This is a genomic window from Pantoea sp. Cy-640 (assembly GCF_011752635.1).
Classification (GTDB): Bacteria; Pseudomonadota; Gammaproteobacteria; order Enterobacterales; family Enterobacteriaceae; genus Pantoea; species Pantoea dispersa.
Map to the genome: position 1 here is coordinate 77,164 of NZ_VWXB01000002.1, position 22,901 is coordinate 100,064.

The window sequence follows — 22,901 nt, forward strand, 5'->3', positions numbered from 1 at the left end:
CAAATCCCGAAGAGGTTAAAGAGCGACTACCATACAAGAAGGTTTGTGCAGTTGTTGCGCGATTGATCACAAAGCGTGGCGACTCCCGGCGTCAAGGGGCCGATCTGCTGCGCTTCCATAACCACCTCGCCCGATGTTCATTCTCCTTATTTCGGCTGATGTAAATCCATCAAAATAAACCGGTCAAAAGGCTTGAACTCACAATTTGAAAAGCAGGTTTCAAATATAAATTAACATGAAATAAAAATGCCGATAGCCTGGACGCGCTGCTTTGTTCTGATGCTTTTCCTAACGCATTTTTTACCAGGAGGTATTATGGAAAAAGAACTTTATCTCTCCACCAACCCCGCGTCCGGCCCCAACAGCACAACAAAAACCGAACCCTTCGTAAAAATCATCGCGCTGGTGGCGACACTCGGCGGGCTGCTGTTCGGTTACGATACCGGCGTGGTATCCGGTGCGCTGCTGTTCATGCGGAGTGATTTGCATCTCACGCCGTTCACTACCGGGCTGGTGACCAGTTCACTGTTGTTTGGCGCTGCCTTTGGCGCGCTGCTGGCAGGGCACTTCGCGGATGCCCTCGGGCGCCGCAAAATCATCATCACGCTGGCCTTTATTTTTGCCCTCGGCGCGGTCGGCTCTGCCTTCGCACCTGATGTGGTGACGATGATTGCGTCACGCCTGTTTCTTGGTATTGCCGTTGGCGGGGCGGCTGCCACGGTGCCGGTGTATATCGCGGAAATTGCTCCGGCGAATAAACGCGGCCAACTGGTGACGCTGCAGGAGCTGATGATTGTTTCTGGCCAGCTGCTGGCCTATGTCTCCAATGCGACTTTCAATGAAATCTGGGGTGGCGAACATACCTGGCGCTGGATGCTGGCCATCTCCACCGTGCCCGCCGTGCTGTTGTGGATCGGCATGATCTTTATGCCGGAAAGTCCACGCTGGCACGTCATGCGCGGCAACACCGCTGGCGCGCGCAGGGTGCTGGAGAAAACCCGGGCGGCGGAGGACGTAGAGTGGGAACTGGAGGAGATCGAAGAGACCATCGAAGAGCATCGCCAGCAAGGCAAAGGTCGCCTGCGTGATCTGCGCACGCCATGGTTGCGCAAAGTGTTTTTACTGGGAATTGGCATTGCCGCCATCCAGCAGCTGACCGGTGTGAATACCATCATGTACTACGCGCCAACCATGCTCACTGCTACCGGCCTGAGCAACGATGCGGCGTTGTTCGCCACCATCGCCAACGGCGTGATCTCGGTAATCATGACGCTGGTGGGGATCGTGATAATCGGTAAGGTTGGCCGTCGTCCGCTGGTGCTGATAGGGCAGATGGGCTGTACCGCCTGCCTGTTCTTTATCGCCACGGTGTGCCTGCTTATGCCGGAGTATCACGCCGGTGGTGCGGTTAATCTGCTGCGGGCCTATCTGGTACTGGCCGGAATGTTGATGTTTTTATGTTTTCAGCAGGGCGCGCTGTCACCGGTCACCTGGTTGCTGCTGTCGGAAATCTTCCCGGCGCGCATGCGCGGCATTTGCATGGGCGGTGCCGTTTTTGCCTTGTGGATTGCCAACTTCGCCATTTCCATGGCCTTCCCGCTGTTGCTGGCCGCCTTTGGCCTGGCCGGGGCGTTTCTCACCTTCGCCGTGATCGGGATCGGCGGCGCCCTGTTTGTACTGCGCGCTATCCCGGAAACCAAAGGGCGCAGCCTGGAACAGGTCGAACACTATTTCTATGAACTGTATGACGGCAAAGGCTAAATGTGAGGGCGCTCAGGCTGATGTAAATCACTCAAAGAAGCCGCAGAGCGGGCAAAAAAGATAACTTACTATCAGGGCATGTCAGTACCTTGCAGCAAACAGAACCTTACCCAGTGATTATTATCCAGGAAAGATCATGACCTACAAAATAAGCAGTGACCGATTCTGTGTTAACCGTAAAATTGCCCCTCATCTCAGCATGGCGGAATTCTTCGCGCTGGTGGAACAGCTGGGATTAAATAAAGTTGAAATACGCAATGATATGAAAAGCGGCAGCGTGACCGACGGCGCAGGCGGTGAGGAGGTGCGTCGTCTGGCAGCGCAGCATCAGCTTGAGATCGAAACCATCAACGCGGTGTATCCCTTCAATCAGTTAGATGATGCGGTGCTGGAAAAAACGCGCGCGCTGTTAGCCGATGCGCGCGCCACCGGGGCGAAAGCGCTGGTGCTCTGTCCGCTCAATGATGGGGCGCCGGTGAGTAATGAGCAAACCGTACAGGCGCTGCAAACCCTGGCGCCGCTGTTTGCCGAATATGGTGTTGCCGGGCTGGTTGAACCGCTCGGTTTTCCGCAGAGTTCACTGCGCTCGGCCGCGCTGGCGCAGCAGCTCATCGCTCAGGCCGGTGTGCCGTTTAACATCGTGCTGGATACCTTCCATCATCACCTGTACGAAGGCGCTGAACAGGATTTCGCCGGTGGTGTAGACGTGAATCACATCGGCCTGGTGCATCTCTCTGGCGTAACGGATGCGCGCCCGACTCATCAACTCACCGACGAAGAGCGCATCATGCTGAGCGCGGATGACCTGCTGAAATCCCGCGAGCAGGTGCAGCGCCTGGAAGAGATGGGCTATCGCGGTGTTTATGCTTTCGAGCCGTTTTCGTCGGTGATGGAGAGCTGGAGCGCTGAGGATATTGCGCGCGAAATTCGCAGCAGCATTGACTACCTCAACCACTAACCAATCCGGCATTTTGCTGAAGGAACCTCGCATGACACTCAATATTGGTGTAATCGGCACTGGCGCTATCGGCCGTGAACACATTCGTCGTTGCAGCCAGGTGCTGCAGCATGCGCGCGTGGTCGCGCTTAATGATATCAATCGCAGCAACTGTGAGCAGGTGATTAGCGAGCTCGGCTTGCAGGCGGAGATTTACGACAACGCGCACGATTTAATCGCCGCGCCGGAGGTGCAGGCCATTCTGGTTACCTCGTGGGGCCCGACGCATGAAGAGTTTGTGCTGGCAGCCATCAAAGCCGGCAAAGCGGTATTCTGCGAGAAGCCACTGGCAGTGACCGCGCAGGGCTGTATGAATATTGTCGAAGCGGAAATTGCCGCAGGCAAAAAACTGGTGCAGGTGGGTTTTATGCGACCGTACGACAGCGGCTATCGCGCGCTGAAAGCAGTTATCGACGGCGGCACCCTGGGTGAGCCGCTGATGCTGCACTGCGCGCACCGCAATCCGGCGGTCGGCGATGCTTACACCACCGATATGGCGATCACCGATACGCTGATCCATGAACTCGACGTGCTGCGCTGGCTGCTGAACGATGATTACGTCAGTGCGCAGGTGATTTACCCACGCAAGACCCGCCACGCGTCATCGCACCTGAAGGACCCGCAGATTGTGCTGCTGGAAACCGCGAAGGGCATCCGCATTGATGTCGAGATCTTCGTTAACTGCGCCTATGGTTACGACATTCAGTGTGAGGTGGTTGGCGAGAGCGGCATTGCCCGCCTGCCTGAACCAATGTCGGTACAGACCCGCCACGCGGCGCAGCTCTCCACCGGCATTCTGACCGACTGGAAAAAACGTTTTATCGCTGCGTATGACGTTGAGCTGCAGGATTTCATCAACAACGTGCTGTCGGGCAATATGACAGGCCCGTCGGCGTGGGACGGCTATGCCGCCGCCGTGGCGGCCGATGCCTGTGTCGCGGCACAGAACAACGGTGACATTGTCCCGATTACCATGCCGCCACGTCCGGCTTTTTATCGCTAATCCCGGCACATCGCGGCTGGCGCACCCTAACCGGTGCGCCTTTATGTGACATTGTCACCTGTTGACAGCTGTCTTCCCGTCAGTCACCGCCCGCGCCTCACATTTGTTAGCGATCCCGTGTATCATCGCCGCCTTTATGTTGTGCAAGGAAAAGTGTGATGACGGAGAGCGTAATGGCGCGCCGCCAGCCCTCGGTATGGTGGGGCGCCATGATCATCTGTGGGACGGTAGTGGGCGCCGGTATGTTTACGTTGCCGATCGTGATGGCCGGGGCGTGGTTTGGCTGGGCGCTGCTGCTGCTGGGCATAAGCTGGGGCGCAATGCTGCTCTCCGGGCTGCTGTTTATGCGTGTCAGCCTGCATTATCCGCCAGGCGCGGGCTACGATACGCTGACGCGCGATTTGCTCGGGCGCGGCTGGGCCAGCATCAATGGCCTCAGCATCCTGTTTGTGCTGGGCATTCTCACCTACGCTTATATTTCAGCCAGTGGTCCGGTTTACCAGCACTCGCTGAATCAGCTTGGCGTGCCGCTCTCAACCGCCGGGGCCAAAATCGCGCTGACGCTGTGTGTCGCCGCTGTGGTGTGGCTCGGCACCACCGGCGTCAGTCGTTTGATGACGTTCTGCGTGCTGGCAAAAATCCTGCTATTGATTTTGCTGTTCGGCGGGCTGTTAACTCAGGTAGACGTGCCCTCGCTGTTCGCTGCCGCCGCGCCGGGAGACAGCTACTGGCCTTACGCACTGGGCGTGCTGCCGTTCTGTCTGGCCTCTTTTGGCTATCACGGTAACATCACCGGGCTGGTGAGTTATTACCAGCGCCGCGAGTCGCCGGTGACACGCGCGCTGGTGCTGGGCACGCTGATGTCGCTGGCGCTTTACCTGTTCTGGATTGTCTGCACCATGGGGAATTTGCCGCGCGCTGTGTTTCCTGACATCGTGCAGCAGGGTGGAGATATTGCCGCGCTGATGGCCGCGCTGCGCGATCATCTGCACGTGCGCGCGTTGTCGCTGATGATGTCGGTGTTCTCACATTTTGCGGTGATTGCCTCGTTTCTCGGCGTGACGGCAGGCCTGTTTGATTTCATCGCCGACCGCCTCGGCTGGGGGCATTCCCCGCGCGCGCGGCTGCAAACCGCCTGCCTGACATTTTTGCCGCCGCTGCTCGCTTCGCTGTGGTGGCCACATGGCTTCGTCGCCGCCATCGGTTTTGCCGGCCTGTTTGCCACGCTGTGGGCGGTGATTATTCCGGCGCTGCTGGCGCGGCGTGCGCAACAGCGCTTTGCCGATCGGCCGCGTACGCCACTGGCGATTGGCCTGGTGCTGCTTTTCGGCGCGCTGAATGTGCTGGCATGGACGCTGAGCTGGCTGGGTGTGTTACCGCAATTTGCTGCGGCCTGTGTGACGTGAGCCGTGGGGTTCAGAGGTAAGGCTGCACACTATCCGTATCGTAGCGGCGCGATTTATCGCGCGAATCTGGCCGCCGCGCCGTTGTAAATTGTGCAATGAATTGCGCCGCTACCCGTCAGAGCACCAGCTCGTAGCGGCGCGATTTATCGCGCTAATCTGGCCACCGCGCCGTTGTAAATTGTGCGATGAATTGCGCCGCTACCCGGCGCTGGGGCTACGGCTGGGTTGAATAATTCACTCTGCTCAAGTCAGCGATAAGACCCGGTCCTTTGGGCTGCCAGTTGAGCTGCTGACGCGTCCAGGCACCGCTGGCACGCAGATCCAGCCTGGCGAAAGCGGCGAACCAGCCGAAATGCTCCGCGGCCTGATCGGGTTTCAGCGAAACGGCAGGAATCCCCAGGCCTGCTGCCACGGTTTCAGCAATCAGCCGTGAGGCAATGCTTTCCTCTGCTACCGCATGATACCGTTTGCCGCGTTCGCCTTGCTCAAGCACTTTTACGTACAGCCCGGCGACGTCATCAACGTGTGCCGCGCACCAGGCGTTTTCACCTCCGCCGATATAAGCTGCCGCGCCTTTCTCCCTGGCAAGAGCGATGTAATAGCTGATTAATCCCTGACGTTCGGTGTTGTGAACCTGAGGTAAACGCACCACACGCAGATCGATCCCCGATTCAAGGAGCTTAGTGCCTTCCAGCTCCGAGGCGACGCGTGGGTTAGGGTGTGCCGGGTTGAAATTCTGCTCAAGAGCGAGCTGGCCGCTGCCGTCATCACCCATTCCGGTACCAGAAGTGATAAGCAGCGGACGCTGACTGCCCTGCAATACAGAGCCAATCGCGCGAATAATGCGGCGGTCTTTTTCGCAATTTTCGACAAAACGGCTGAAATCATGATCGAAAGCGGTGTGGATCACCGCATCACATTGGTCAATGCCGGCAATCCACGCCTGGGGATCTTCCAGCGTACCGCGCTGGGCTGTCGCGCCTTTATCGTTTAACTGCAGAACTGCTTCTTCTGAACGTACAAGACCGGTCACCTGATGGCCGCGAGCCAGCAGGGCCGATACAACGCGTGAGCCGATAAAGCCCGTCGCACCCGTTATAAAAATACGCATAGCCTGTCTCCTGAGTGATTTAGTGCGACAGCGTAAGCGCGGATCTTTTACTATTAAAGTAGTGAAGTTATCAGGGTATAAACATTAACAGGGTGATTTATGACGCTGCTTTCTGAAAATCCGCTGGGTGAGTTTTTAAGGGCACGCCGTCTGGCAATTGACCCGGCTTCGTTTGGTTTTTTGCCGGGCCGCCGCCGTACGCCGGGCCTGCGCCGCGAAGAGGTTGCCCAGCTCGCGAATATCAGCCCGACCTGGTACACCTGGCTTGAGCAGGGCCGCGGGGGAGCGCCCTCGCGTGAGGTACTGAACCGCATTGCTGCCGGGCTGCGGCTTACGTCTCCCGAGCGCGATCATCTGTTTATCCTCGCATTTGGGCATCCGCCAGAAAACCGGGTAAGTCGGTCCGACAGCATAACCCCACGGCTGCAACGCGTACTGGAAAGCCTGACGATTCCGGCGATTATCAAAACCGCCACCTGGGATGTGGTGGCATGGAATCACCCGGCGACGGTTGTGCTGAAGGATTACGGGCAACTCCCGCCCGCGCGGCGCAATATTCTGCGCCTGCTGTTTACCGATCAGGAAGCGCGGGGGATGCAAGACGACTGGGAGGGCGTGGCCCGTCTCATCGTCAACGCCTTTCGGGCGGATGCCGCGCGCCTGGGTGCTTCAGAGGAAATTGATCGACTGGTTGAGGAGCTATCCGCTCAAAGTGCTGACTTCGCCCGCCTGTGGCGTAACAACGATGTGGCCGGGCATGGCGAAGGGTTTAAGGTGCTGCATCATCCGCAAATGGGAACGATTGCCCTGGAGTTCTCGACCTTTTCTGTTGAAGGCAGGCCGGATTTAACGATGATGCTCTTTAATCCGGCAACCGATGAAAGCAGAGCGAAAACAGAGCGCTGGATTTCACAGAATCCAGCCCAGCGCGAAGGCTGAGTCAGGCAGTTTTCAATACGTCAGCCAGCACGCTATAGCAATCACACCAGCCGAAAAAACAGGCTTACCCTGTAATGGGCAGGAGAAACGAAATAGAGGTTCTCCTGCCTGATTCAATCGCTTAACGAGGCAACGGTTCAACAAAACGTACTGGTATAAATATACCGTCCGGAGCGCCTGTTTTGCTTAGTTGCCGCGATAGGTGGAGTAGCCGTACTGGCTGAGCAGCAGGGGAATATGGTAGTGCTGATCGGCATTATCCAGGTTGAACATCACCGGGATTTCCGGGAAGAAGGTCGGCTGACTGTTTTTTTTGTAATAGTCACCGGTTTTAAAAATTACGCGGTAAATCCCGGTCTGCGCCTTCTGGCCCGCCGGGTAAAGCGCCGTAATACGTCCCTGTTCGTTGGTAGTGCCCTGCGCCAGTTTCACCCACTCTTCACCCTGTTTCTTATCCAGCTCGACCTCAATACCTGCGGTCGGTACGCCGGTTTGCAGATTCAGCACATGCACGCTCAGGGGATTTTTCATCTCAGCGGCCAGGCCGCTCACGCTGAAAGCGCAGAGCGCGCCGCCCAGTAAATAATGCTGCAATTTCATCTCATCTTCCTTTTGGTTAATTGGCCGGGAAAGCATAAGACGAAAACAGTGCAGTCGCGCACAATGGGCTGAAATCTGTGAAATTTCCCAGAGCAGAACCGGCAACCGGGCGGCTGCCGGTCAGGGGAACTACTGGTTGCTAATCAGGGTACCTTTCAGGCCGTGTGGTTCGGAACGCAGATACTGTGGCGGCGCTTTTGCCTGCGCACCCAGTTCAGCGGCGGCGTGCCATGGCCAGCGTGGGTCATACAGCACCGCGCGTGCCAGCGCGATCAAATCGGCATCCTGCTCCTGCAGCGCCTGCTCGGCCTGTTTCGGTTCGGTAATCAGCCCCACGCCAATTACCGGAATCGAGACCTGCTGGCGAATCTCGCGAGCGAACGGCAACTGATAACCTGGACCGACGCTGATTTGCTGCTGCGGTGCCAGCCCCCCGCTGGAGACGTGAATATAGGCGCAGCCTGCGGCTTCGAGCTGCTGGCTGAAAACAATCGATTGCTGATTATCCCAGCCGCCCTCGATCCAGTCGGTGGCAGAAAGCCGCACGCCAACCGGGATTTCCGCCGGCAGCGCAGCGCGCAGCGCCTTGAACACCTCAAGCGGGAAACGCAGACGGTTCTCTAATGAGCCGCCATATTCATCGTCACGCTGGTTGCTGAGCGGCGACAGAAACTGGTGCAGCAAATAGCCGTGCGCAGCATGCAGTTCGACCAGCTGAATGCCGATGCGTACCGCGCGCAGAGCGCTATCGACAAAGGCCTGTTTCAGCTGCGCCAGATCCTGTTTGCTGAGTGCGGCCGGCGGACGCTCATCCTGTGCAAACGGCTGCGCAGACGGCGCGACGGTCTGCCAGCCGCCGTGTTCCTCAGAGAGCTGCGCACCGCCTTGCCATGGCGCAGCACAAGACGCTTTGCGCCCGGCGTGACCCAACTGAATGCCAATCGGCAGGGTAGCGTAGCGCCGCACGTCCTGCAGCACGCTGGCCAGCGCGGCTTCTGTCGCGTCGTCCCATAGCCCCAGGTCGCCCGGCGTGATACGGCCAATCGCTTCCACCGCCGTTGCCTCGATAATCAGCAGTCCCGCGCCGGAGAGCGCCAGCTGGCCCAGATGAATGCGGTGCCAGGCCGTTGCCTGACCTTCTTCCGCTGAGTATTGGCACATCGGAGCAATCACAATGCGATTTTCCAGCGACAACTCGCCAAGCTGCGTCGCGCTAAACAGTAAACTCATGCATACCTCATATCCGCACGTTAATGACTCCCTACAGCATAGGAGCTGCAGCCGGATTTGCAGCAATGCCAGATGTAAGCGGCAATGACACACATTAATTACAACATACTTTTAGTGATTGATGTAATGGCGGCGGGTTCGGCTAACGTGCCGGTAAGGCTGACTAGCGCCCTTTATTCAAACCAGGGGCTGAGGCTCAACAGAACGCAAGCTAACGCTAAGGATGCTGAATTGTTGGTAGGGTGTACGAGCAAGGATATTTAATAAAGCAAAGCCACAGGTAAGGATGACAACGGTGTGCATTTCCGGCGCTCCTGTTTGCATGGTAAAGCGACCGGCGAGCGATCCCGCCGGTCACGGCTGTTATCCTTCACACGACGGTGCTTTCGCTGGCGTCAGAAGATCGGACAATCCAACCCGATGTAGCATTTCGGCGCGCAAACGGTCGATGACCGCAAAGCCGATATTCGCGCCGTCTTCGGACGGATCGTTATGCACACGAAATGGACGCGTACCAAACGGCATATCGACAACATCGGTTATCTGTGCTGCAACGCGCGCGGGATCGGCATCTTCCGGCACTATCTCCGCAAAGGCCTTTTGCACAACATCGCCGAAACCGGCATAAGGACCTGCTTCATACTCCGCGACACGCCCGGTGTCGGCAGGACTTCCAGAATGGGCAAAATGGTTCGTCCCTTTGGTAAAGGCTCCCGGCACGATGATTGTTGTCTCAATGCCGAATCGGCTGAGCTCGCGCGCATACTGAACGGCAAGCGTATCCATCGCCGCTTTGGCGGCAAAATAAGGGGCCAGATAGGGCGGTGTGCCGCCGGTCACGCTGGAACTGGAAATCCAGACCAGCAGGCCTTCACGTCGGGAGCGCATACGCGGCAGTATGGCCCGGTTGACGCGCTGCGTTCCCAGCACGTTAACGTCATATTGCTGGGCGAACTGCTCTGGCGTGAAGGCTTCGGCCGGGCCGAACATCATGTGGCCGGCATTGTGTACCACCACATAAGCTTCCCGGCGTCGGATATTACCGTTTCAATGGCAGCATCAACCGATATGTCGCTCTGAACATCAAGTTCCAGCGGCCGGAGGTCAATTCCTTCCCGCGTGGAAAGTTCGCTTAACTGGCGGACATTTGCGGCATTACGACCCGCAATATCCCGCATTGATGCATAAACGGTATGGCCAGCACGCGCCAGCGCTTCGGCAGTCAGGCGACCGAAGCCGCTTGACGATCCGGTCACAAGGATAATCTTATGAGACATAACAGTACTCCTTTGACTCAATCTGCAGTTTGCGGCTCAGACCATTCCGCCATTGGCGCGCAGGATCTGTCCGTTCATCCAGCTGCCTTGTGGTCCGGCGAGAAAAGAAACGACACTGGCGATATCCTCAGGCGTGCCGAGGCGTTCCAGCGGATTCATTTTGGACATGCGCGCGATCAGTTCATCGCTTTTCCCGTTGAGGAAGAGGTCGGTCGCAGTCGGACCGGGCGCGACGGCATTGACGGTGATGCTGCGTCCGCGCATCTCTTTGGACAGGATGGTTGTCAGTGTTTCGACGGCCGCCTTGGTCGCGGCATAGACGCTATAATTCTCAAGCTTAAGCCCGACAACCGACGTGGAGAAGTTGATGATGCGCCCGCCAGAACGCAGGCGGTTTGCCGCTTCGCGCAGGGTGTTAAACGTTCCCTTCAGATTGATGTCAATCTGCTTGGTAAGACTCTGATCGTCGGCGCTGGCCAGCGGAGACAGCATCATTACGCCGGCATTATTGACGAGCACATCAATAGCGCCAAACGCAGATTCGGCTAAATCGAACATGCGTTTTACCTGGCTGGCATCAGCAACGTCCGCCTGCGCGGTGATGGCTCTGCCACCGGCGGCTTCGATCTCCTCAACCACGGCGGCAGCAGCCTCTGCGTTGCCGGCATAGTTCACCACGATGGCAAAGCCGTCCGCAGCAAGCTGCCTGGCAATGGCGGCACCAATTCCGCGGGATGCACCGGTTACGATTGCCACTTTCTCTGAAGCAGACATAGATATTCTCCCATTTTCGCGCGGTATCGCGCCTGAACACGGAGAAACTCTAGCACTGTATCTTTTCCGGATAATCAGTCACTATCTGGTATCAGAATTCGATAATGACGAACAATACCATGGATAGAATTGATACGATGCGCGTCTTTACGCGTGTGGTAGCGCGCCGCAGCTTCGCAAGGGCGGCGGAAGACCTCGGCCTGCCACGCTCGACCGTAACGGACGCAATTAAGCAACTTGAGTCGCGCCTCGGGATTAAGCTGCTGGAACGCACCACGCGTCACGTCAGCCCGACGCTGGACGGTGAAGCCTATTACAAGCGTTGCGTTTCTATACTGGACGATATCGATGATGCCGAGGGGGCGTTTGCCGGCGCCCGGCCGAAGGGATTGCTGCGTGTCGATGTTCATGGCACGCTGGCAAGACATTTTGTTCTGCCGCATCTTCCTTGTTTCCTCGAAGCTTATCCTGATATCGAAATCTATCTGAGCGAGGGTGACCGGCTGGTCGATCTGGTGCGTGAGGGAATTGATTGTGTTTTGCGTGTCGGAACGCCGCAGGACAGTGATATGATCGCACGGTGCGTCGCCATGCTGGAAGAGGTCACGGTCGCTTCGCCCGGTTATGTCTCCCGGTTCGGACTTCCGTCGGATCCGGATGAACTGCATTCCGGCCACAGGATGATCGGATTCCGCACCACGGGCAGCAGCGGCATACTCCCTCTGGAATTCAGGGTGGACGGCAAACGCATCACTACGACGATCAAAACTTCAATTACCGTCAATGCGGCTGATACCTTTGTATCCGTGGCGCGCATGGGTCTCGGCATCATCCAGGTGCCGCGTTATCACGTGGAAGATGATCTGAAGACGGGGGCGCTTGTCGAATTGCTCAAAGCCTTTCCACCTGAACCGTCTCCCGTCTCTGTCCTGTATCCGCGCAACCGACAGCTATCACCCAGAGTCAGGGTCTTCATCGAATGGCTAAAAGATCTCTTCCTGCAGCACGACGTGGATAGCCATGCCGGCAAGTGATCTGTGTGAAAATCGAAAACGGTGCAGAGACGGCTGGCGCCGTCACAGATTACACAGATATTGATAGAGCTCCGCGTCCCGCTGATCTGGCGTAAAGCGCGGGCAGCTGTGGCACTGCTGGCTCAGCGTGCGGTAGTGCTGCAGTAAACCAAGTTCACGCAGCATGCGCAGCCAGCCCATCGGGCCATAACACTGCTGCTCATAAATTTTGTCGCGGATGCTTTTCACATCCACGCGCAGCAGCGTGGCGTTAAGATCACTATAATCCGGGTGCTTTTTGGTGCCGCCGATCTGTTTGAACAGGAAATTGCGCTCGTAAAACGCAGCAACCTTTTCTTTGACCTGAATAAAGATGTCATCCACCTGTTCAATGAAAATGGTGTAGATCATGATTTTCAGGTACAGCATAAACACGATGTTTTCACTGTCTGCCTGGTAGCGTACCGACAGTGTGCCAAGCTCTACCACTTTGCGCTTTTCCAGCTGCAGGGCGGCCATCTCTTCACGAAAAAGTTTGCTGCACGGCAAACGGTTATTGTGATTGGCGATGACGCTTAGCGTGCCGAGGATATCCTGGCCTTTGCGGGCGAGAAACAGCGTGCTTTCCGGATTCAGCAGCCCTTCGTTATAGAGAAAAATTGAGCGTTTTTCCTTAACGATTCCACTGCGCCGGTACTGTTCGTTGGTCACCTCCATCCCTTTAAGGAAGTCAATCAATCCGCTTGCCGGTGTAATGCTAATGCGCTGATCGATACCATTAAGTATCCTGCACATTCTGTGGGTTCTTTTTGTCAGTACGCCATCAGAGATAGCGCTGCTAATCACTGATTTCCTTGTTAAATGCACTGTAATCCTCAACCAGTCCACATTAAATTTTCGCTAATATAATAAATATAATTTAATGATTAAATAAATTTTTGCTGCAAATTTAGATCGTTTGAAAAGCGTGGCGGCAGGGGATAAGGCGCGTTGCAGAGGAGAAAGTAAGGGCGGTAACAATCGGAATGAAAGCAGGGTTAATGATTAGCATGATTTAATATTTGTAGCGGGACGAGCAGCGTGGCGCTTGCTGATTTCAACGCCTCGTCGCAACAAAGGATTTTAACTGGTCAATAAACGCTCTCAGCGAGGCCGACATATGGGGATTGTTAACGTAATAGAGATGAAGTCCTGAAAATACCGCAGACCACTCGCCCAGTACCTGCCTGAGTTCGCCGCGTTCAATCCAGGGTTGGGCGAACTGATCGCTGATATAGGCCAGCCCGGTTCCTTTTAACGCCGCGTCGAGCACAAAATCCGTTTCGTTGGCGGTGACAATGCTTTCAACATTCACGCTGTGCGCGCCTGCCGGCCCATGAAATTCCCAACGTTGCAGCACACCGGTATCGGCCCAGCGATAGGTCAGGCATTGATGCTGGCGCAAATCCTGCGGATGTTGTGGCTCGGGATGGCGTGAAAAGTAGTCCGGGGAACCGACCACAATCATCCGCATGTCGGGCGTCAGTCGCACGGCAATCATATCCTGCTGCACGAGTTGTCCCGATCTGATGCCGGCATCGAATCCGTGGCCGACAATGTCTGTGAGGCTGTCATCAATGACCACATCGAGAGAGACATGCGGATAGTTCTTCCTGAATGACGGCAGCATGGGCGCAATCAACATGCGGGCAGCAATACGCGGCAGATTGATGCGAACCCGTCCACGCGGCTCGTCCTGACAGGCACCGACGTCCCTGACGGCCGAGGCGATCTCCGCCATCGCCGGCATCAGGCGGTTTAGCAGGGCCTGTCCTGCTTCCGTCGGCGCCACGCTGCGGGTGGTCCGGTTCAACAACCGGCTACCCAAACGCTCTTCGAGCGCGCGGATGGTATGACTCAGCGCGGAGGGCGACACACTCAGCCGCTGTGCCGCCCGTCTGAAACTGCGTTCCTCCGCGACACAAACAAATGCCCGGAGTTCGCTATATTCGCTGCCTTTCATTGTTGCTTCCTGGCTCAATAAGCTGTGTCGATTATAGCGTATTGTTATTCATAATCAGAAGCCGGAGACTAACAACACCAACAAAATTAATTACCTGGAAGGGCTTTACGATGACAAAACACATGCGACGCTGGGAAACAGACGCCATCGGGCGCGATAACCTCGAGCTGAGAACGGTCGCAATGCCGGTTCCGGGTCCGCAGCAGGTGCTGGTGAAAGTTGAAGCCGTCGCCCTGAATCACCGGGACAAGATGGTGATTGAGAATGGCCGGGGCCTGCCGCTTGCGTTTCCTTTTACACCGGGGTCCGATCTGGCCGGCATCGTTGTTGGCCGGGGGGAAGGGGTCAGCCGCTTCACCACCGGTGACCGGGTTATTTCAACGTTTACGCCCGACTGGATCGACGGTGTGCGTCCCGGCGATGCGCGCACGCCGGCCTATAAAACGCTGGGCGGCTATTATCCCGGCGTGCTGGCTGAATATGTGGTTATGCCGGAAGCGTGGCTGGTTACCGCCCCCGCGACGCTTAACCCGATTCAGGCTGCCACATTGCCCTGTGCCGGTCTCACCGCCTGGTTTGCGCTGGTCGAACGTGCCGGCGTGCAGGCTGGCGATATTGTACTGATTCCCAGTACCGGCGGGGTTGCCCTGTTTGGTTTGCAGATTGCCAAAGCGCATGGCGCGCAGGTGATCGTCTCCGGCAGAGCCAGCAACGCCGACCGGACGAAAGCGCTGGGTGCCGACCATTATGTGGATCGCCACCGTGAAGACTGGATGGAGGAAATTTACCGCATCACCGCCAACCACGGTGCCGATCATATCCTTGAAGTCATCGGTGGCGATCATCTGGGGAAATCCGTGCAGCTGGCGGCGGTCGGTGGGCACATCTGTCAGATCGGCGCGCTTGAGGGCTTTGACTTCAGCTCACCGGCAATGCCGCTGATGATGAAAGACGTGACCCTTCATGGTATCGGCACTGGTAGCCGTCGCGCACTCACGCGCCTGATCCGTGCCGTTGATCGGACCGGCATAAAGCCGGTGATCGACTCGGTGTACGCGTTTTCTGACCTGCCATCAGCGCTGGACCATCTGGACCGGGGGCCTTTCGGTAAGGTGGTCATCACGATGAGCAGCGAGTGAGACGCGCGCTGATCGCTGGCGATTTATGCAGCATTCACCCGTCGTTCAGCGGCCATCGCCACGCGTGACATCATTACCGCCTTTAATCCTGAAAATCCCGTCGCTGATTATGTGCTTAACTTAGCGTTGACACGGCAACAGGGTGAAACATGACGTTTAAAAGGAAAAATGAAGCGGCAATCATTTCAGGTTCCTCGCTGCTGCGCAGTATTTTGCTGTCCGGCGGATTGCTGATATGCGCGATCATTGCGCTCACCCTGTGGACGCTGCGCGAAGACTGGCACGGCGCGGTGCGCCAGACGGAAGAGATGGCGGTCAATCTTTCCCTGTCACAGTCACGTCAGGCGGAAGATACCGTGCTCCAGACCGAACTGGCCCTGCGTGAAGTGCAGCGCGACCTGCAGGCGCAGCCGCTGGAAAAGCTCAACGCCGCCAACCTGAGCCAGATTATGCGCGATCTGCAAAGCCGTCTGCCGCAGTTGCACGGGCTGTTTTACTATGATGAGCAGGGACGCTGGATCGCCACCTCCACGCGCAGCGTGCCGGTGGGCACCAACAACTCTGACCGTGAATATTTCCGCTATCACCGCAACAACAGCCGTGACAGTTTGCACATCGGCCCGGTGATTCGCAGCCGCAGCACTGGCGATCTGGTTATTCCGGTTTCCCTGCGCGTCAGCGATGCCGCGCGTGATTTCAAAGGCATCCTGTTAGCCACCATTAAAGTGGATTATTTCCGCCGTTTTTACAGTTACTACGAGCTGGGGCCGCGCGACGTGCTGGTTCTGATGCTGGCAGACAGCACGGTGCTTTATGCCCGTCCGATGCCCGACAGCTATATCGGCAAGAGTCTCTCCGCCAGCCATCTGTTCCAGCAGATGCTGGTGAAAGCCGATCGCGGCAGCGGCGAGTGGAACGCGGCGCTGGATGGCCAGGTGCGCATCTTCGGCTTCGCCAGCTCAGAACGCTATCCACTGGTCGTCGCGGCCGGTTATGACAAACGCAATCTGTATCTGCGCTGGGTGAAAGGGCGACTGCAGGATATTTCCCTGAACGTGGCGCTGCTGGTCGCGATTATCCTGCTGGGACTGTTTGTCATTCGTCAGGCTCGGCATAGCCAGCATTATCAGGACGCGCTGCTCAAACTCAAAAACGACCTCGCCGATGCCAATCACCATCTGGATCAACTGGCGTTTTTTGATGGGCTGACCGGTCTGGCTAACCGCAGACAGTTTGACCGCTTTTTGCAGAATGCTTTGCATCATCTGCGGGAAAAATCAGCACCTGTGTCGCTGATTTTGATGGATATTGACTACTTCAAACACTACAACGATCGCTACGGGCACGTGGCAGGCGATCACTGTTTACGCCAGGTGGCCGACGCGCTTAAACGCCTTAAGCTACGGCAGAGCGACATGGTCGCGCGCTATGGCGGCGAGGAGTTTGCCATTATCCTCGCCGGTGCCGATCAGCATGCGGCGCTGAATATTGCGCGTCAGGCAGTACAGGCGATTGCTGACCTGCATCTGCCTCACGCCGCTTCCGCACTGCCCGACGCGCAGGTGACGCTCAGCGCGGGCTGTGCGACCACCTGGCATGACGATCAGGCCGGCAACCTGATCGAGCATGCTGATGCGGCGTTGTACCAGGCCAAGCATAGCGGACGCAATCAGGCGCAGGCCTGGCGGGCAGTGAGTGATTAACGGTTATAACCAGGAATGAAGCGTGAAACATCGACTTCCATAAACTGCGAGCGCTGGAAGTTGTGTTTCAGGTCATACGGCACCGTACAGTCAAAAATGGTTTTACAGGTAATGCCATGGGCGCGAATCGAGTTGCTGAAGGCCGGATCCTGTGAGGGATCGAGCGGGTGACAGCGCACGCCGGGAATAAAGATGGTATCCGCGTCGCCCTGATAACGCGTGGTCATCGCCCAAATCACGTCATTTAAGTCGAACACATCAACATCTTCATCGACCAGGAACACGTGCTTCAACTCTGAAAAGGCCGAGAAAGCCAGCAGGGCAGCCTGACGCTGGCGTCCCTCATCCTGTGGGCCGCGCTTATTGATTTGCAGCACCGCAACATATTTCCCGGTGCCTGGCGAAGGGCAATGTACATTCTTAACCAGACCCGGTAACGCACGCTCAACCATATCGAGAATGCTGGCTTCGGTCGGGATTCCGGCCAGATTGGTGTGCTCGTCGCTCGGTCCGATGCAGGTTTGCAGGATGGGATTTTTGCGGTGCGTCACGGCTTTGACTTTAATCACCGGCACTGCCGCCTGCGCTTCACCGGTATAACCCGGGAATTCCGGCATCGCTTTACCGCTATGGGTATGCTGATCTTCCTGTACGCGATAATCTGGCACCAGTTCACCCTCAATCACGATCTCTGCATGGGCAATGGCGCGGGCATCAACGGCGACACCCTTAACCAGCTCAACCGCCCGACCGCGCAAGCCCCCGGCTATCGCCAGCTCATCAAAACCGAGCGGTGTGGTCGGCGGTTCGAAACAGGCACCAATTTCGATGGCCGGATCGACACCAATACTGATGGTAATCGGCAACGCTTTGCCCGCCTGCTCAGCCTTGATGCGGAACTGATCAAGATGGCGGCCCGGTACAAAGTACATCGAGATCTCATCTTTGCCCTGCACGCACAAGCGGTGAATAGTGACGTCATGTTCGCCGGTTTCCGGATCGGCGGCATAACACATCCCCATGGTGAAATAGGGGCCGGCATCTTCAGGCGTATTGGTGGGCGCAGGCAGCAGGCGGCGGATATCAAAACCGTCGTCCGTGGCGAGGTGCACCACTTCCTGACAAACCGCCTGCTGCTGGCTTATTTCCACCGGCGCAATGGCGTTGTGTACCGATGAACGCAGCAGATGCGCCAGCTTTTCTTTCGGCACCCCTAACAGGCGCGCCACGCGCTGCCGTGAAGCCAGCAAACCAATCAGTACGCGAAAGTTGTCGTAACCTTTGATGTGATTAAACACCATCGCCGGTCCGGTCTGCGTGGGACGCATCACGGTACCGCCCGCGCCAACGTAACGATAGACACCGGACAGTTCCGCTTCGGGATTCACCGGTTCATCGGTCTCAATATACTCACCATCAAATTGTTTCAGCAGTTCGATGGCAGAGCGCAGATCGTAAACCTCACTGCTGTGCGAAGAGGGAGATGTGTTTGACATAGGCTGTTCCTTAGTTGGGGAGTGTCAGGTCATCACTGGCGGGATGTAAACCCTGCCAGCGCGTGGCGCCAGCAGTGTCGATACCAAGCTGATCCAGCACGCGACCCACGATATGATTTTCCACATCGGCAATCGTGGCCGGATGGTTGTACCAGGCCGGCACAGGCGGAATCAGGCTGACGCCCATGCGTGACAGCGCCAGCATGTTTTCCAGATGAATGGTGTTGAGCGGGGTTTCGCGCGGTACCAGAATCAGTTTGCGCTGCTCTTTCAGGACGACATCCGCGGCGCGGCCAATCAGCCCTTCCGCATACCCGCTGCGGATACCGGCCAGCGTTTTCATGCTGCAGGGAATAATCACCATCCCGTCGGTGACAAATGAGCCCGAAGAGATAGTCGCGGCCTGGTCACCGGCCGGATGAAACACATCGGCCAGTTGTTTGATTTCATTGAGAGAACAGTTGGTTTCATGTTCCAGCGTCACTTTTCCCCAGCGTGACAAAATGAGATGCGTTTCGATGTGTGGAATGTCCGCCAGCTGCCGCAGTAATCGCAGCGCGAGCGGGGCACCGGTGGCACCGGTTACGCCGACAATGATGCGCATAAGGCCTCCTGTGAAAGGCAAAAATTTTCCGGCGCGTTCCTGCCGTCGCCGTCCTGCTGGCAAAGATAATGCGCTCGCTAATCAGGGTCTAATTGGTATTATGCTTTTATTAATAACGAATCCTTATCAGGAGTAGCATGGATTACCGTAAGCTGCGTTCTTTTCTGGCACTCGCCGATACGCTGCATTTCGCACGGGCGGCGGCGGCGGTTAACCTCACGCAACCGGCGTTGTCTCAGCATATTCAGGCACTGGAGCAGCAGTGGGGCGTGAAGTTATTTGCGCGCGCAAGCGTAAGGTGAGTCTGACGCGCGAAGGTGTATTGCTGCTCGGGGAAGTCCAGCAGACGGTGCAGCGTGTGGAGCATCTGCAGGACACAATTAAGCAGGTGGCCGCCGGACGACGCGGCATGTTACGCATTGGCTATGTGGGCACATCTATGCTGGAGCCGGCGCTGGTCAAAATTATCCGTGCCTTCAGACGTGATTTTCCCCAGATCGCGCTGCAACCCGTGGAGTACAGCGTCAACCAACAGCTAAGCCTGCTGGAGAGCGGCGATTTGGATATCGGCATCCTGCGCGGGCCGCTGCCGGAACGTCGCCAGATTAGCCGGCAAATTCTGCATCAAACCTCGCTGTGTGCGGTGCTGGCCGACGACCATCCGCTGGCGCAGCAGGCCTGCATCTCGCTGGCTGATTTAGCGGCGGAGCCGCTGATTTTGCAGGAAGATCCGGAAGGCATCGGGCTGGGTGGCGCGGTGCTTAATCTCTATGCCGCCGCCAGGCAGATTCCAGCCAGCGTGCTCCACGCGCGCGATGTGGCCACCGCCGTTGACCTCGCCGCGCTGGGCCTGGGCGTGACCTTCATCCCCCACGCCCCGGAGAGATTTTTGCGGCAGGATGTGGCACTGCTGCCGCTGGCGCAGCAGGATGTCACGACGGCACTCTACCTGTGCTGGAAAACCGGCGCTGCTAACCCGGAGATCCGGCGCTTTGCCGGGTACGCGCAGTCACACTATGGTGAGGAACCCGCTGCGTAATCAGGCGGGCATTCCAGCCTCAGCGGCGTTATGGGGATCTGGCTGGCGAATTGCTATGCCTTATCGGCCAACTTGTGATTCACTGACGTAATCTATTGTCAGATTATGCGTGAGAAGCGCAGTCATGAAGCCAACACTGAATCAGCTAATGAGTTTTTGTACCGTGGCAGAAGTGGGGAATATAGGCCGGGCAGCAGAAAAGCTGAATATTTCGCAGCCACCGCTAAGCAGACAAATAGCCCAGCTCGAACGCGATGTGGGTGCGAAACTGTTTACCCGTAATGCCAAAGGCATGAAACTTACCTTTGCCGGCGAGCAATTCCTGAAAGATGCTTACGCTGTATTAAGAATGATGCAGCAGGCGTGTAGTAATGTGCAGGCTGTTTCAGAAGGGCAAATGGGATTGATTAAGCTGGGCGCAACCATGTACGCATCGTACAGTGTGGTGCCGCAACTGGTCATGAAACACAGAATGAATTATCCCAGTATTGATCTGCAATTCCAGGAAATGATCCCGCCCGGGTTAAACGCTGCGCTGGAGGATGGGCGGCTGGACGTTGCGATCAGCTTTTCGGAAGTCACCAGCTCCGCGATTAACTCGCTGGTGTTATTGCGTGAACCGTTAATTGTCGCGCTTCCTGCGGATCATCCCCAGGCCAATGTTGAAAATTTCACCCTGGAAACGCTGGCCAATGACCCGTTTATCATTGTGCCTCGCCCTATGTCGCCGCTGCTTTATGACAGGATTTTTAATCAGTGCCTGAAAGCCGGTTTTAGTCCACATATTGGCGTTGAGGTTTCAGTCCAGCAAACCATCGTTAATTTCGTCGCTCATGGATTAGGGGTGGCCATCATTCCGGCAAGTATGGCGACGGCGCAGATAAGAGGCATTAATTATCGGAAAATTGCGGACGCAAATACCATAGAAAATATTCTGATGTGGTCTTCTGATAATAAAAATCCAGCGCTGGAACACTTTGTTAACCAATGCCGTGCCCTCGCAGAGGAGTTAAGCACGGCATCGGATACCCGCATCAGTTCTTAGCAATCACGATTTCGATCAGGCTGGGTTTACCGCTGGCGATAGCTTCCTCGACAGCCGCAGCGATCTGTGAAGCCACCTCAATCTTACGCGTTTTCAGCCCCAGCGCGGTGCCAAGCGCCTGATAATCAATCACAGGATCTACCAAATCCATGGCGATAAAGCGATTGGTTTGCGCCGAGGTATAATCTTCTTTAGACCGCATAAAATTCTTAAGAACATTATATTCAGTATTGTTCATCACAATAAAGGTTACCGGCAATTGCTCATGGGCGGCGGTCCACAGCGACTGAGGCGAATACATTGCCGCACCATCCCCCACAAAACAGACAACAGGGGCTTTGCCCAGTCCGAGGGAATACCCCACTGCTGCGGGCATGCCCCAGCCCAGACCGCCACCGCGCATAAAAGCATATTGATCTGCTCTGTTACTCGACAGCGATCTACGCAGCGATTGTGAGGTCGCAATGGCCTCGTCAACAATTGTAATATCCGGACCAATAGCGCGCGCGGCCTCAAATGCGGCGATCAATGGCGTGATCTTCGTGGCCGACTGCTGCTCTTGTACCGCCTGGAATAAGTTCTCTTTAGTTTGTTCGAACTGTGCTGCCGCAGCCGCGAAACGACGCTGATAATCGGGGCGATTATGCGCGGTAGCCTCTTTCAGCTCAGGTAGCAGCACCGCCAGCGATAATTTAATATCGCCGAGAGTTGAGAGCTCGCTACGATAAGTTCGTCCCAAATCGCCGGCATCGGCTGAGAGCTGGAACACTTTACAATGCTCCGGCACCGCACGCCCCTCGGTATAGAGGATGGTGATGAGCGATTTACCGCCGAGCGCAAAGATTGCATCGTATTGATCAAGCGCTTTGGCAATATCCGTCGCCTGAGTAGAGAGATTGCCTCGCCACAGAGGATGCGCGGTGGGATACGGAATCCGATTCGGCCAGGTTGAGCCATAAACGTCAGCGGCCAGCAACTCAGCCAGTGCGACAACTTCCGCAGCCGCGTCGCTTTGATGAATCTCATCGCCGGCAATAATCGCGACCTTGCCGGGGGTAAAGGCGGCTAATTTTTTGGCTAACAGCGGCAGTGAACCTGCGACCGCTTTACGATCAACGTTAGACGGCGCGCCGATGTCAACGGAGCTCATGGCTTCCATCACATCCATCGGTAAAGAGAGGAAAACCGGGCCTTTGGGCGCAGCATCCGCATCATGAAAAGCACGGCGAACCAGGATTGGTAACTGGTCAACGCTGGTGACTTCCTTCGACCATTTGGAAAAAATCTTACCCATACTCACTAAATCCCCCAACAGCAGGGGATCGGTGATGCTGTGGCGTAAATCCTGCTGGCCAGCCGTCACCACTAATGGCGTTTGCGAGCAAACCGCATTGTGCAGATTGCCCATGCCGTGTCCCAGACCACCGGCCGTGTGCAGATTGAGAAAACCGGGCTTACCGGCGGCCTGCGCGTAACCATCGGCCATCGCAACCGCACTGGCTTCCTGCAAGGCAAGCACATAGTTGATGTTGGGATTTCGGAGCAGGGCGTCCATAAAAGGTAACTCAGTCGTACCTGGGTTACCGAACACATACTCCACGCCTTCGCTCTCTAACACTTCCAGCAGGACATCACCACCGCGGCGTACCGGGGTGTCGTTTAATTTTGCAATGGGTTTATTCATCGTTGTTCACCTCTGACTATCGATTAATAATCCGCCAGTTTCCGGGCTGAATTTATCTTAGAAGCAGGGTGAGCGTTG

22 protein-coding genes are annotated in these 22,901 nt (G+C 56.5%); 11 read left to right on the plus strand and 11 right to left on the minus strand.

What is annotated here, in order from left to right; translation table 11 throughout:
* The first annotated feature begins 315 nt into the window (after window positions 1-315).
* From F3J36_RS05880 to F3J36_RS05895, 4 genes are all read left to right on the plus strand, one after another.
* Window positions 316-1,761: a sugar porter family MFS transporter gene (locus tag F3J36_RS05880; RefSeq protein ID WP_166719174.1), complete on the plus strand. Its 1,446-nt coding sequence runs from the start codon at window positions 316-318 to the stop codon at window positions 1,759-1,761.
* Between the two features lie 136 nt (window positions 1,762-1,897).
* A complete protein-coding gene (locus F3J36_RS05885) occupies window positions 1,898-2,719 on the plus strand; it encodes a TIM barrel protein (protein WP_166719175.1) in 822 nt (273 codons plus the stop codon).
* Between the two features lie 31 nt (window positions 2,720-2,750).
* A complete protein-coding gene (locus F3J36_RS05890; RefSeq protein ID WP_058776359.1) occupies window positions 2,751-3,761 on the plus strand; it encodes a Gfo/Idh/MocA family protein in 1,011 nt (336 codons plus the stop codon).
* Between the two features lie 158 nt (window positions 3,762-3,919).
* Entirely contained in the window at window positions 3,920-5,167 is a 1,248-nt protein-coding gene (locus F3J36_RS05895; protein WP_166719176.1) for an aromatic amino acid transporter, read from the plus strand.
* Window positions 5,168-5,381: 214 nt separating this feature from the next.
* On the opposite strand, the gene F3J36_RS05900 is transcribed toward F3J36_RS05895, so the two are convergent.
* Complete coding sequence (locus F3J36_RS05900; protein ID WP_166719177.1) at window positions 5,382-6,278, minus strand: SDR family oxidoreductase; 897 nt, start codon at window positions 6,276-6,278, stop codon at window positions 5,382-5,384.
* A 99-nt stretch (window positions 6,279-6,377) separates the two neighbouring features.
* On the opposite strand from F3J36_RS05900, the gene F3J36_RS05905 reads away from it, so the two are divergent.
* Window positions 6,378-7,217 carry a helix-turn-helix transcriptional regulator gene (locus F3J36_RS05905; RefSeq protein WP_166719178.1) on the plus strand — a complete coding sequence of 280 codons (840 nt, stop codon included), beginning with the start codon at window positions 6,378-6,380 and terminating at the stop codon, window positions 7,215-7,217.
* A 186-nt stretch (window positions 7,218-7,403) separates the two neighbouring features.
* On the opposite strand, the gene uraH is transcribed toward F3J36_RS05905, so the two are convergent.
* From uraH to F3J36_RS05925, 5 genes are all read right to left on the minus strand, one after another.
* A complete protein-coding gene (uraH, locus tag F3J36_RS05910) occupies window positions 7,404-7,817 on the minus strand; it encodes a hydroxyisourate hydrolase (RefSeq protein ID WP_166719179.1) in 414 nt (137 codons plus the stop codon).
* Between the two features lie 129 nt (window positions 7,818-7,946).
* On the minus strand, window positions 7,947-9,047 hold the full coding sequence (locus F3J36_RS05915; protein ID WP_058759145.1) for an NADH:flavin oxidoreductase/NADH oxidase: 1,101 nt from the start codon (window positions 9,045-9,047) through the stop codon (window positions 7,947-7,949).
* A 363-nt stretch (window positions 9,048-9,410) separates the two neighbouring features.
* On the minus strand, window positions 9,411-10,064 hold the full coding sequence (locus F3J36_RS05920; protein WP_371741996.1) for an SDR family NAD(P)-dependent oxidoreductase: 654 nt from the start codon (window positions 10,062-10,064) through the stop codon (window positions 9,411-9,413).
* Window positions 10,037-10,324: an SDR family NAD(P)-dependent oxidoreductase gene (locus tag F3J36_RS24305; RefSeq protein ID WP_256378227.1), complete on the minus strand. Its 288-nt coding sequence runs from the start codon at window positions 10,322-10,324 to the stop codon at window positions 10,037-10,039. The genes F3J36_RS05920 and F3J36_RS24305 overlap by 28 nt, the downstream gene beginning before the upstream one ends.
* A 36-nt stretch (window positions 10,325-10,360) precedes the next feature.
* Window positions 10,361-11,098 carry an SDR family oxidoreductase gene (locus F3J36_RS05925; protein ID WP_166719180.1) on the minus strand — a complete coding sequence of 246 codons (738 nt, stop codon included), beginning with the start codon at window positions 11,096-11,098 and terminating at the stop codon, window positions 10,361-10,363.
* A 119-nt stretch (window positions 11,099-11,217) separates the two neighbouring features.
* On the opposite strand from F3J36_RS05925, the gene F3J36_RS05930 reads away from it, so the two are divergent.
* Entirely contained in the window at window positions 11,218-12,132 is a 915-nt protein-coding gene (locus tag F3J36_RS05930) for a LysR family transcriptional regulator (RefSeq protein ID WP_166719478.1), read from the plus strand.
* A 42-nt stretch (window positions 12,133-12,174) separates the two neighbouring features.
* Here F3J36_RS05930 and F3J36_RS05935 read toward each other — a convergent pair whose 3' ends face one another.
* Complete coding sequence (locus F3J36_RS05935) at window positions 12,175-12,906, minus strand: hypothetical protein (protein WP_166719181.1); 732 nt, start codon at window positions 12,904-12,906, stop codon at window positions 12,175-12,177.
* A 301-nt stretch (window positions 12,907-13,207) separates the two neighbouring features.
* Window positions 13,208-14,113 (minus strand): LysR family transcriptional regulator, encoded by a 906-nt coding sequence (locus F3J36_RS05940; RefSeq protein ID WP_166719182.1) that lies wholly within the window; start codon window positions 14,111-14,113, stop codon window positions 13,208-13,210.
* Window positions 14,114-14,223: 110 nt separating this feature from the next.
* Here F3J36_RS05940 and F3J36_RS05945 point away from each other — a divergent pair, with 110 nt between their 5' ends.
* Both F3J36_RS05945 and F3J36_RS05950 read left to right on the plus strand, forming a co-directional pair.
* Complete coding sequence (locus F3J36_RS05945) at window positions 14,224-15,252, plus strand: NAD(P)-dependent alcohol dehydrogenase (protein WP_166719183.1); 1,029 nt, start codon at window positions 14,224-14,226, stop codon at window positions 15,250-15,252.
* A 149-nt stretch (window positions 15,253-15,401) separates the two neighbouring features.
* Window positions 15,402-16,955 carry a sensor domain-containing diguanylate cyclase gene (locus F3J36_RS05950; protein WP_166719184.1) on the plus strand — a complete coding sequence of 518 codons (1,554 nt, stop codon included), beginning with the start codon at window positions 15,402-15,404 and terminating at the stop codon, window positions 16,953-16,955.
* Here F3J36_RS05950 and F3J36_RS05955 read toward each other — a convergent pair.
* Window positions 16,952-18,451 (minus strand): UbiD family decarboxylase, encoded by a 1,500-nt coding sequence (locus F3J36_RS05955; RefSeq protein WP_166719185.1) that lies wholly within the window; start codon window positions 18,449-18,451, stop codon window positions 16,952-16,954. The two genes, F3J36_RS05950 and F3J36_RS05955, sit on opposite strands and share 4 nt — an antisense overlap.
* Before the next feature lie 10 nt (window positions 18,452-18,461).
* The gene (locus F3J36_RS05960) at window positions 18,462-19,055 is read right to left on the minus strand and encodes a UbiX family flavin prenyltransferase (RefSeq protein ID WP_166719186.1); all 594 of its coding nucleotides are present in this window, start codon (window positions 19,053-19,055) and stop codon (window positions 18,462-18,464) included.
* Between the two features lie 137 nt (window positions 19,056-19,192).
* Here F3J36_RS05960 and F3J36_RS05965 point away from each other — a divergent pair, with 137 nt between their 5' ends.
* The 3 genes from F3J36_RS05965 to F3J36_RS05975 all read left to right on the plus strand — a co-directional run bounded on the left by F3J36_RS05965 (window position 19,193) and on the right by F3J36_RS05975 (window position 21,139).
* Window positions 19,193-19,357 (plus strand): LysR family transcriptional regulator, encoded by a 165-nt coding sequence (locus F3J36_RS05965; protein WP_166719187.1) that lies wholly within the window; start codon window positions 19,193-19,195, stop codon window positions 19,355-19,357.
* A complete protein-coding gene (locus F3J36_RS05970; RefSeq protein WP_166719188.1) occupies window positions 19,318-20,094 on the plus strand; it encodes a LysR family substrate-binding domain-containing protein in 777 nt (258 codons plus the stop codon). Before F3J36_RS05965 ends, F3J36_RS05970 begins: the two co-directional genes overlap by 40 nt.
* 124 nt (window positions 20,095-20,218) lie before the next feature.
* Window positions 20,219-21,139: a LysR family transcriptional regulator gene (locus F3J36_RS05975; RefSeq protein WP_166719189.1), complete on the plus strand. Its 921-nt coding sequence runs from the start codon at window positions 20,219-20,221 to the stop codon at window positions 21,137-21,139.
* Here the strand turns inward: F3J36_RS05975 and F3J36_RS05980 are convergent.
* Complete coding sequence (locus F3J36_RS05980) at window positions 21,129-22,823, minus strand: thiamine pyrophosphate-binding protein (RefSeq protein WP_166719190.1); 1,695 nt, start codon at window positions 22,821-22,823, stop codon at window positions 21,129-21,131. The genes F3J36_RS05975 and F3J36_RS05980 overlap by 11 nt on opposite strands.
* Window positions 22,824-22,901 lie beyond the last annotated feature (78 nt).

What these genes read in the sequence shown, in the direction of transcription:
- F3J36_RS05965 (WP_166719187.1), top strand. Translation starts at nt 19,193, where the DNA reads ATGGATTACCGTAAGCTGCGTTCTTTTCTGGCACTCGCCGATACGCTG.
- F3J36_RS05895 (WP_166719176.1), top strand. Translation starts at nt 3,920, where the DNA reads ATGACGGAGAGCGTAATGGCGCGCCGCCAGCCCTCGGTATGGTGGGGC.
- F3J36_RS05900 (WP_166719177.1), bottom strand. Translation starts at nt 6,278, where the DNA reads ATGCGTATTTTTATAACGGGTGCGACGGGCTTTATCGGCTCACGCGTT.
- F3J36_RS05880 (WP_166719174.1), top strand. Translation starts at nt 316, where the DNA reads ATGGAAAAAGAACTTTATCTCTCCACCAACCCCGCGTCCGGCCCCAAC.
- F3J36_RS05940 (WP_166719182.1), bottom strand. Translation starts at nt 14,113, where the DNA reads ATGAAAGGCAGCGAATATAGCGAACTCCGGGCATTTGTTTGTGTCGCG.
- F3J36_RS05945 (WP_166719183.1), top strand. Translation starts at nt 14,224, where the DNA reads ATGACAAAACACATGCGACGCTGGGAAACAGACGCCATCGGGCGCGAT.
- F3J36_RS05915 (WP_058759145.1), bottom strand. Translation starts at nt 9,047, where the DNA reads ATGAGTTTACTGTTTAGCGCGACGCAGCTTGGCGAGTTGTCGCTGGAA.
- F3J36_RS05885 (WP_166719175.1), top strand. Translation starts at nt 1,898, where the DNA reads ATGACCTACAAAATAAGCAGTGACCGATTCTGTGTTAACCGTAAAATT.
- F3J36_RS05975 (WP_166719189.1), top strand. Translation starts at nt 20,219, where the DNA reads ATGAAGCCAACACTGAATCAGCTAATGAGTTTTTGTACCGTGGCAGAA.
- F3J36_RS05930 (WP_166719478.1), top strand. Translation starts at nt 11,218, where the DNA reads ATGGATAGAATTGATACGATGCGCGTCTTTACGCGTGTGGTAGCGCGC.
- F3J36_RS05955 (WP_166719185.1), bottom strand. Translation starts at nt 18,451, where the DNA reads ATGTCAAACACATCTCCCTCTTCGCACAGCAGTGAGGTTTACGATCTG.
- uraH (WP_166719179.1), bottom strand. Translation starts at nt 7,817, where the DNA reads ATGAAATTGCAGCATTATTTACTGGGCGGCGCGCTCTGCGCTTTCAGC.
- F3J36_RS05925 (WP_166719180.1), bottom strand. Translation starts at nt 11,098, where the DNA reads ATGTCTGCTTCAGAGAAAGTGGCAATCGTAACCGGTGCATCCCGCGGA.
- F3J36_RS24305 (WP_256378227.1), bottom strand. Translation starts at nt 10,324, where the DNA reads ATGTCTCATAAGATTATCCTTGTGACCGGATCGTCAAGCGGCTTCGGT.
- F3J36_RS05935 (WP_166719181.1), bottom strand. Translation starts at nt 12,906, where the DNA reads ATGTGCAGGATACTTAATGGTATCGATCAGCGCATTAGCATTACACCG.
- F3J36_RS05890 (WP_058776359.1), top strand. Translation starts at nt 2,751, where the DNA reads ATGACACTCAATATTGGTGTAATCGGCACTGGCGCTATCGGCCGTGAA.
- F3J36_RS05980 (WP_166719190.1), bottom strand. Translation starts at nt 22,823, where the DNA reads ATGAATAAACCCATTGCAAAATTAAACGACACCCCGGTACGCCGCGGT.
- F3J36_RS05950 (WP_166719184.1), top strand. Translation starts at nt 15,402, where the DNA reads ATGACGTTTAAAAGGAAAAATGAAGCGGCAATCATTTCAGGTTCCTCG.
- F3J36_RS05960 (WP_166719186.1), bottom strand. Translation starts at nt 19,055, where the DNA reads ATGCGCATCATTGTCGGCGTAACCGGTGCCACCGGTGCCCCGCTCGCG.
- F3J36_RS05905 (WP_166719178.1), top strand. Translation starts at nt 6,378, where the DNA reads ATGACGCTGCTTTCTGAAAATCCGCTGGGTGAGTTTTTAAGGGCACGC.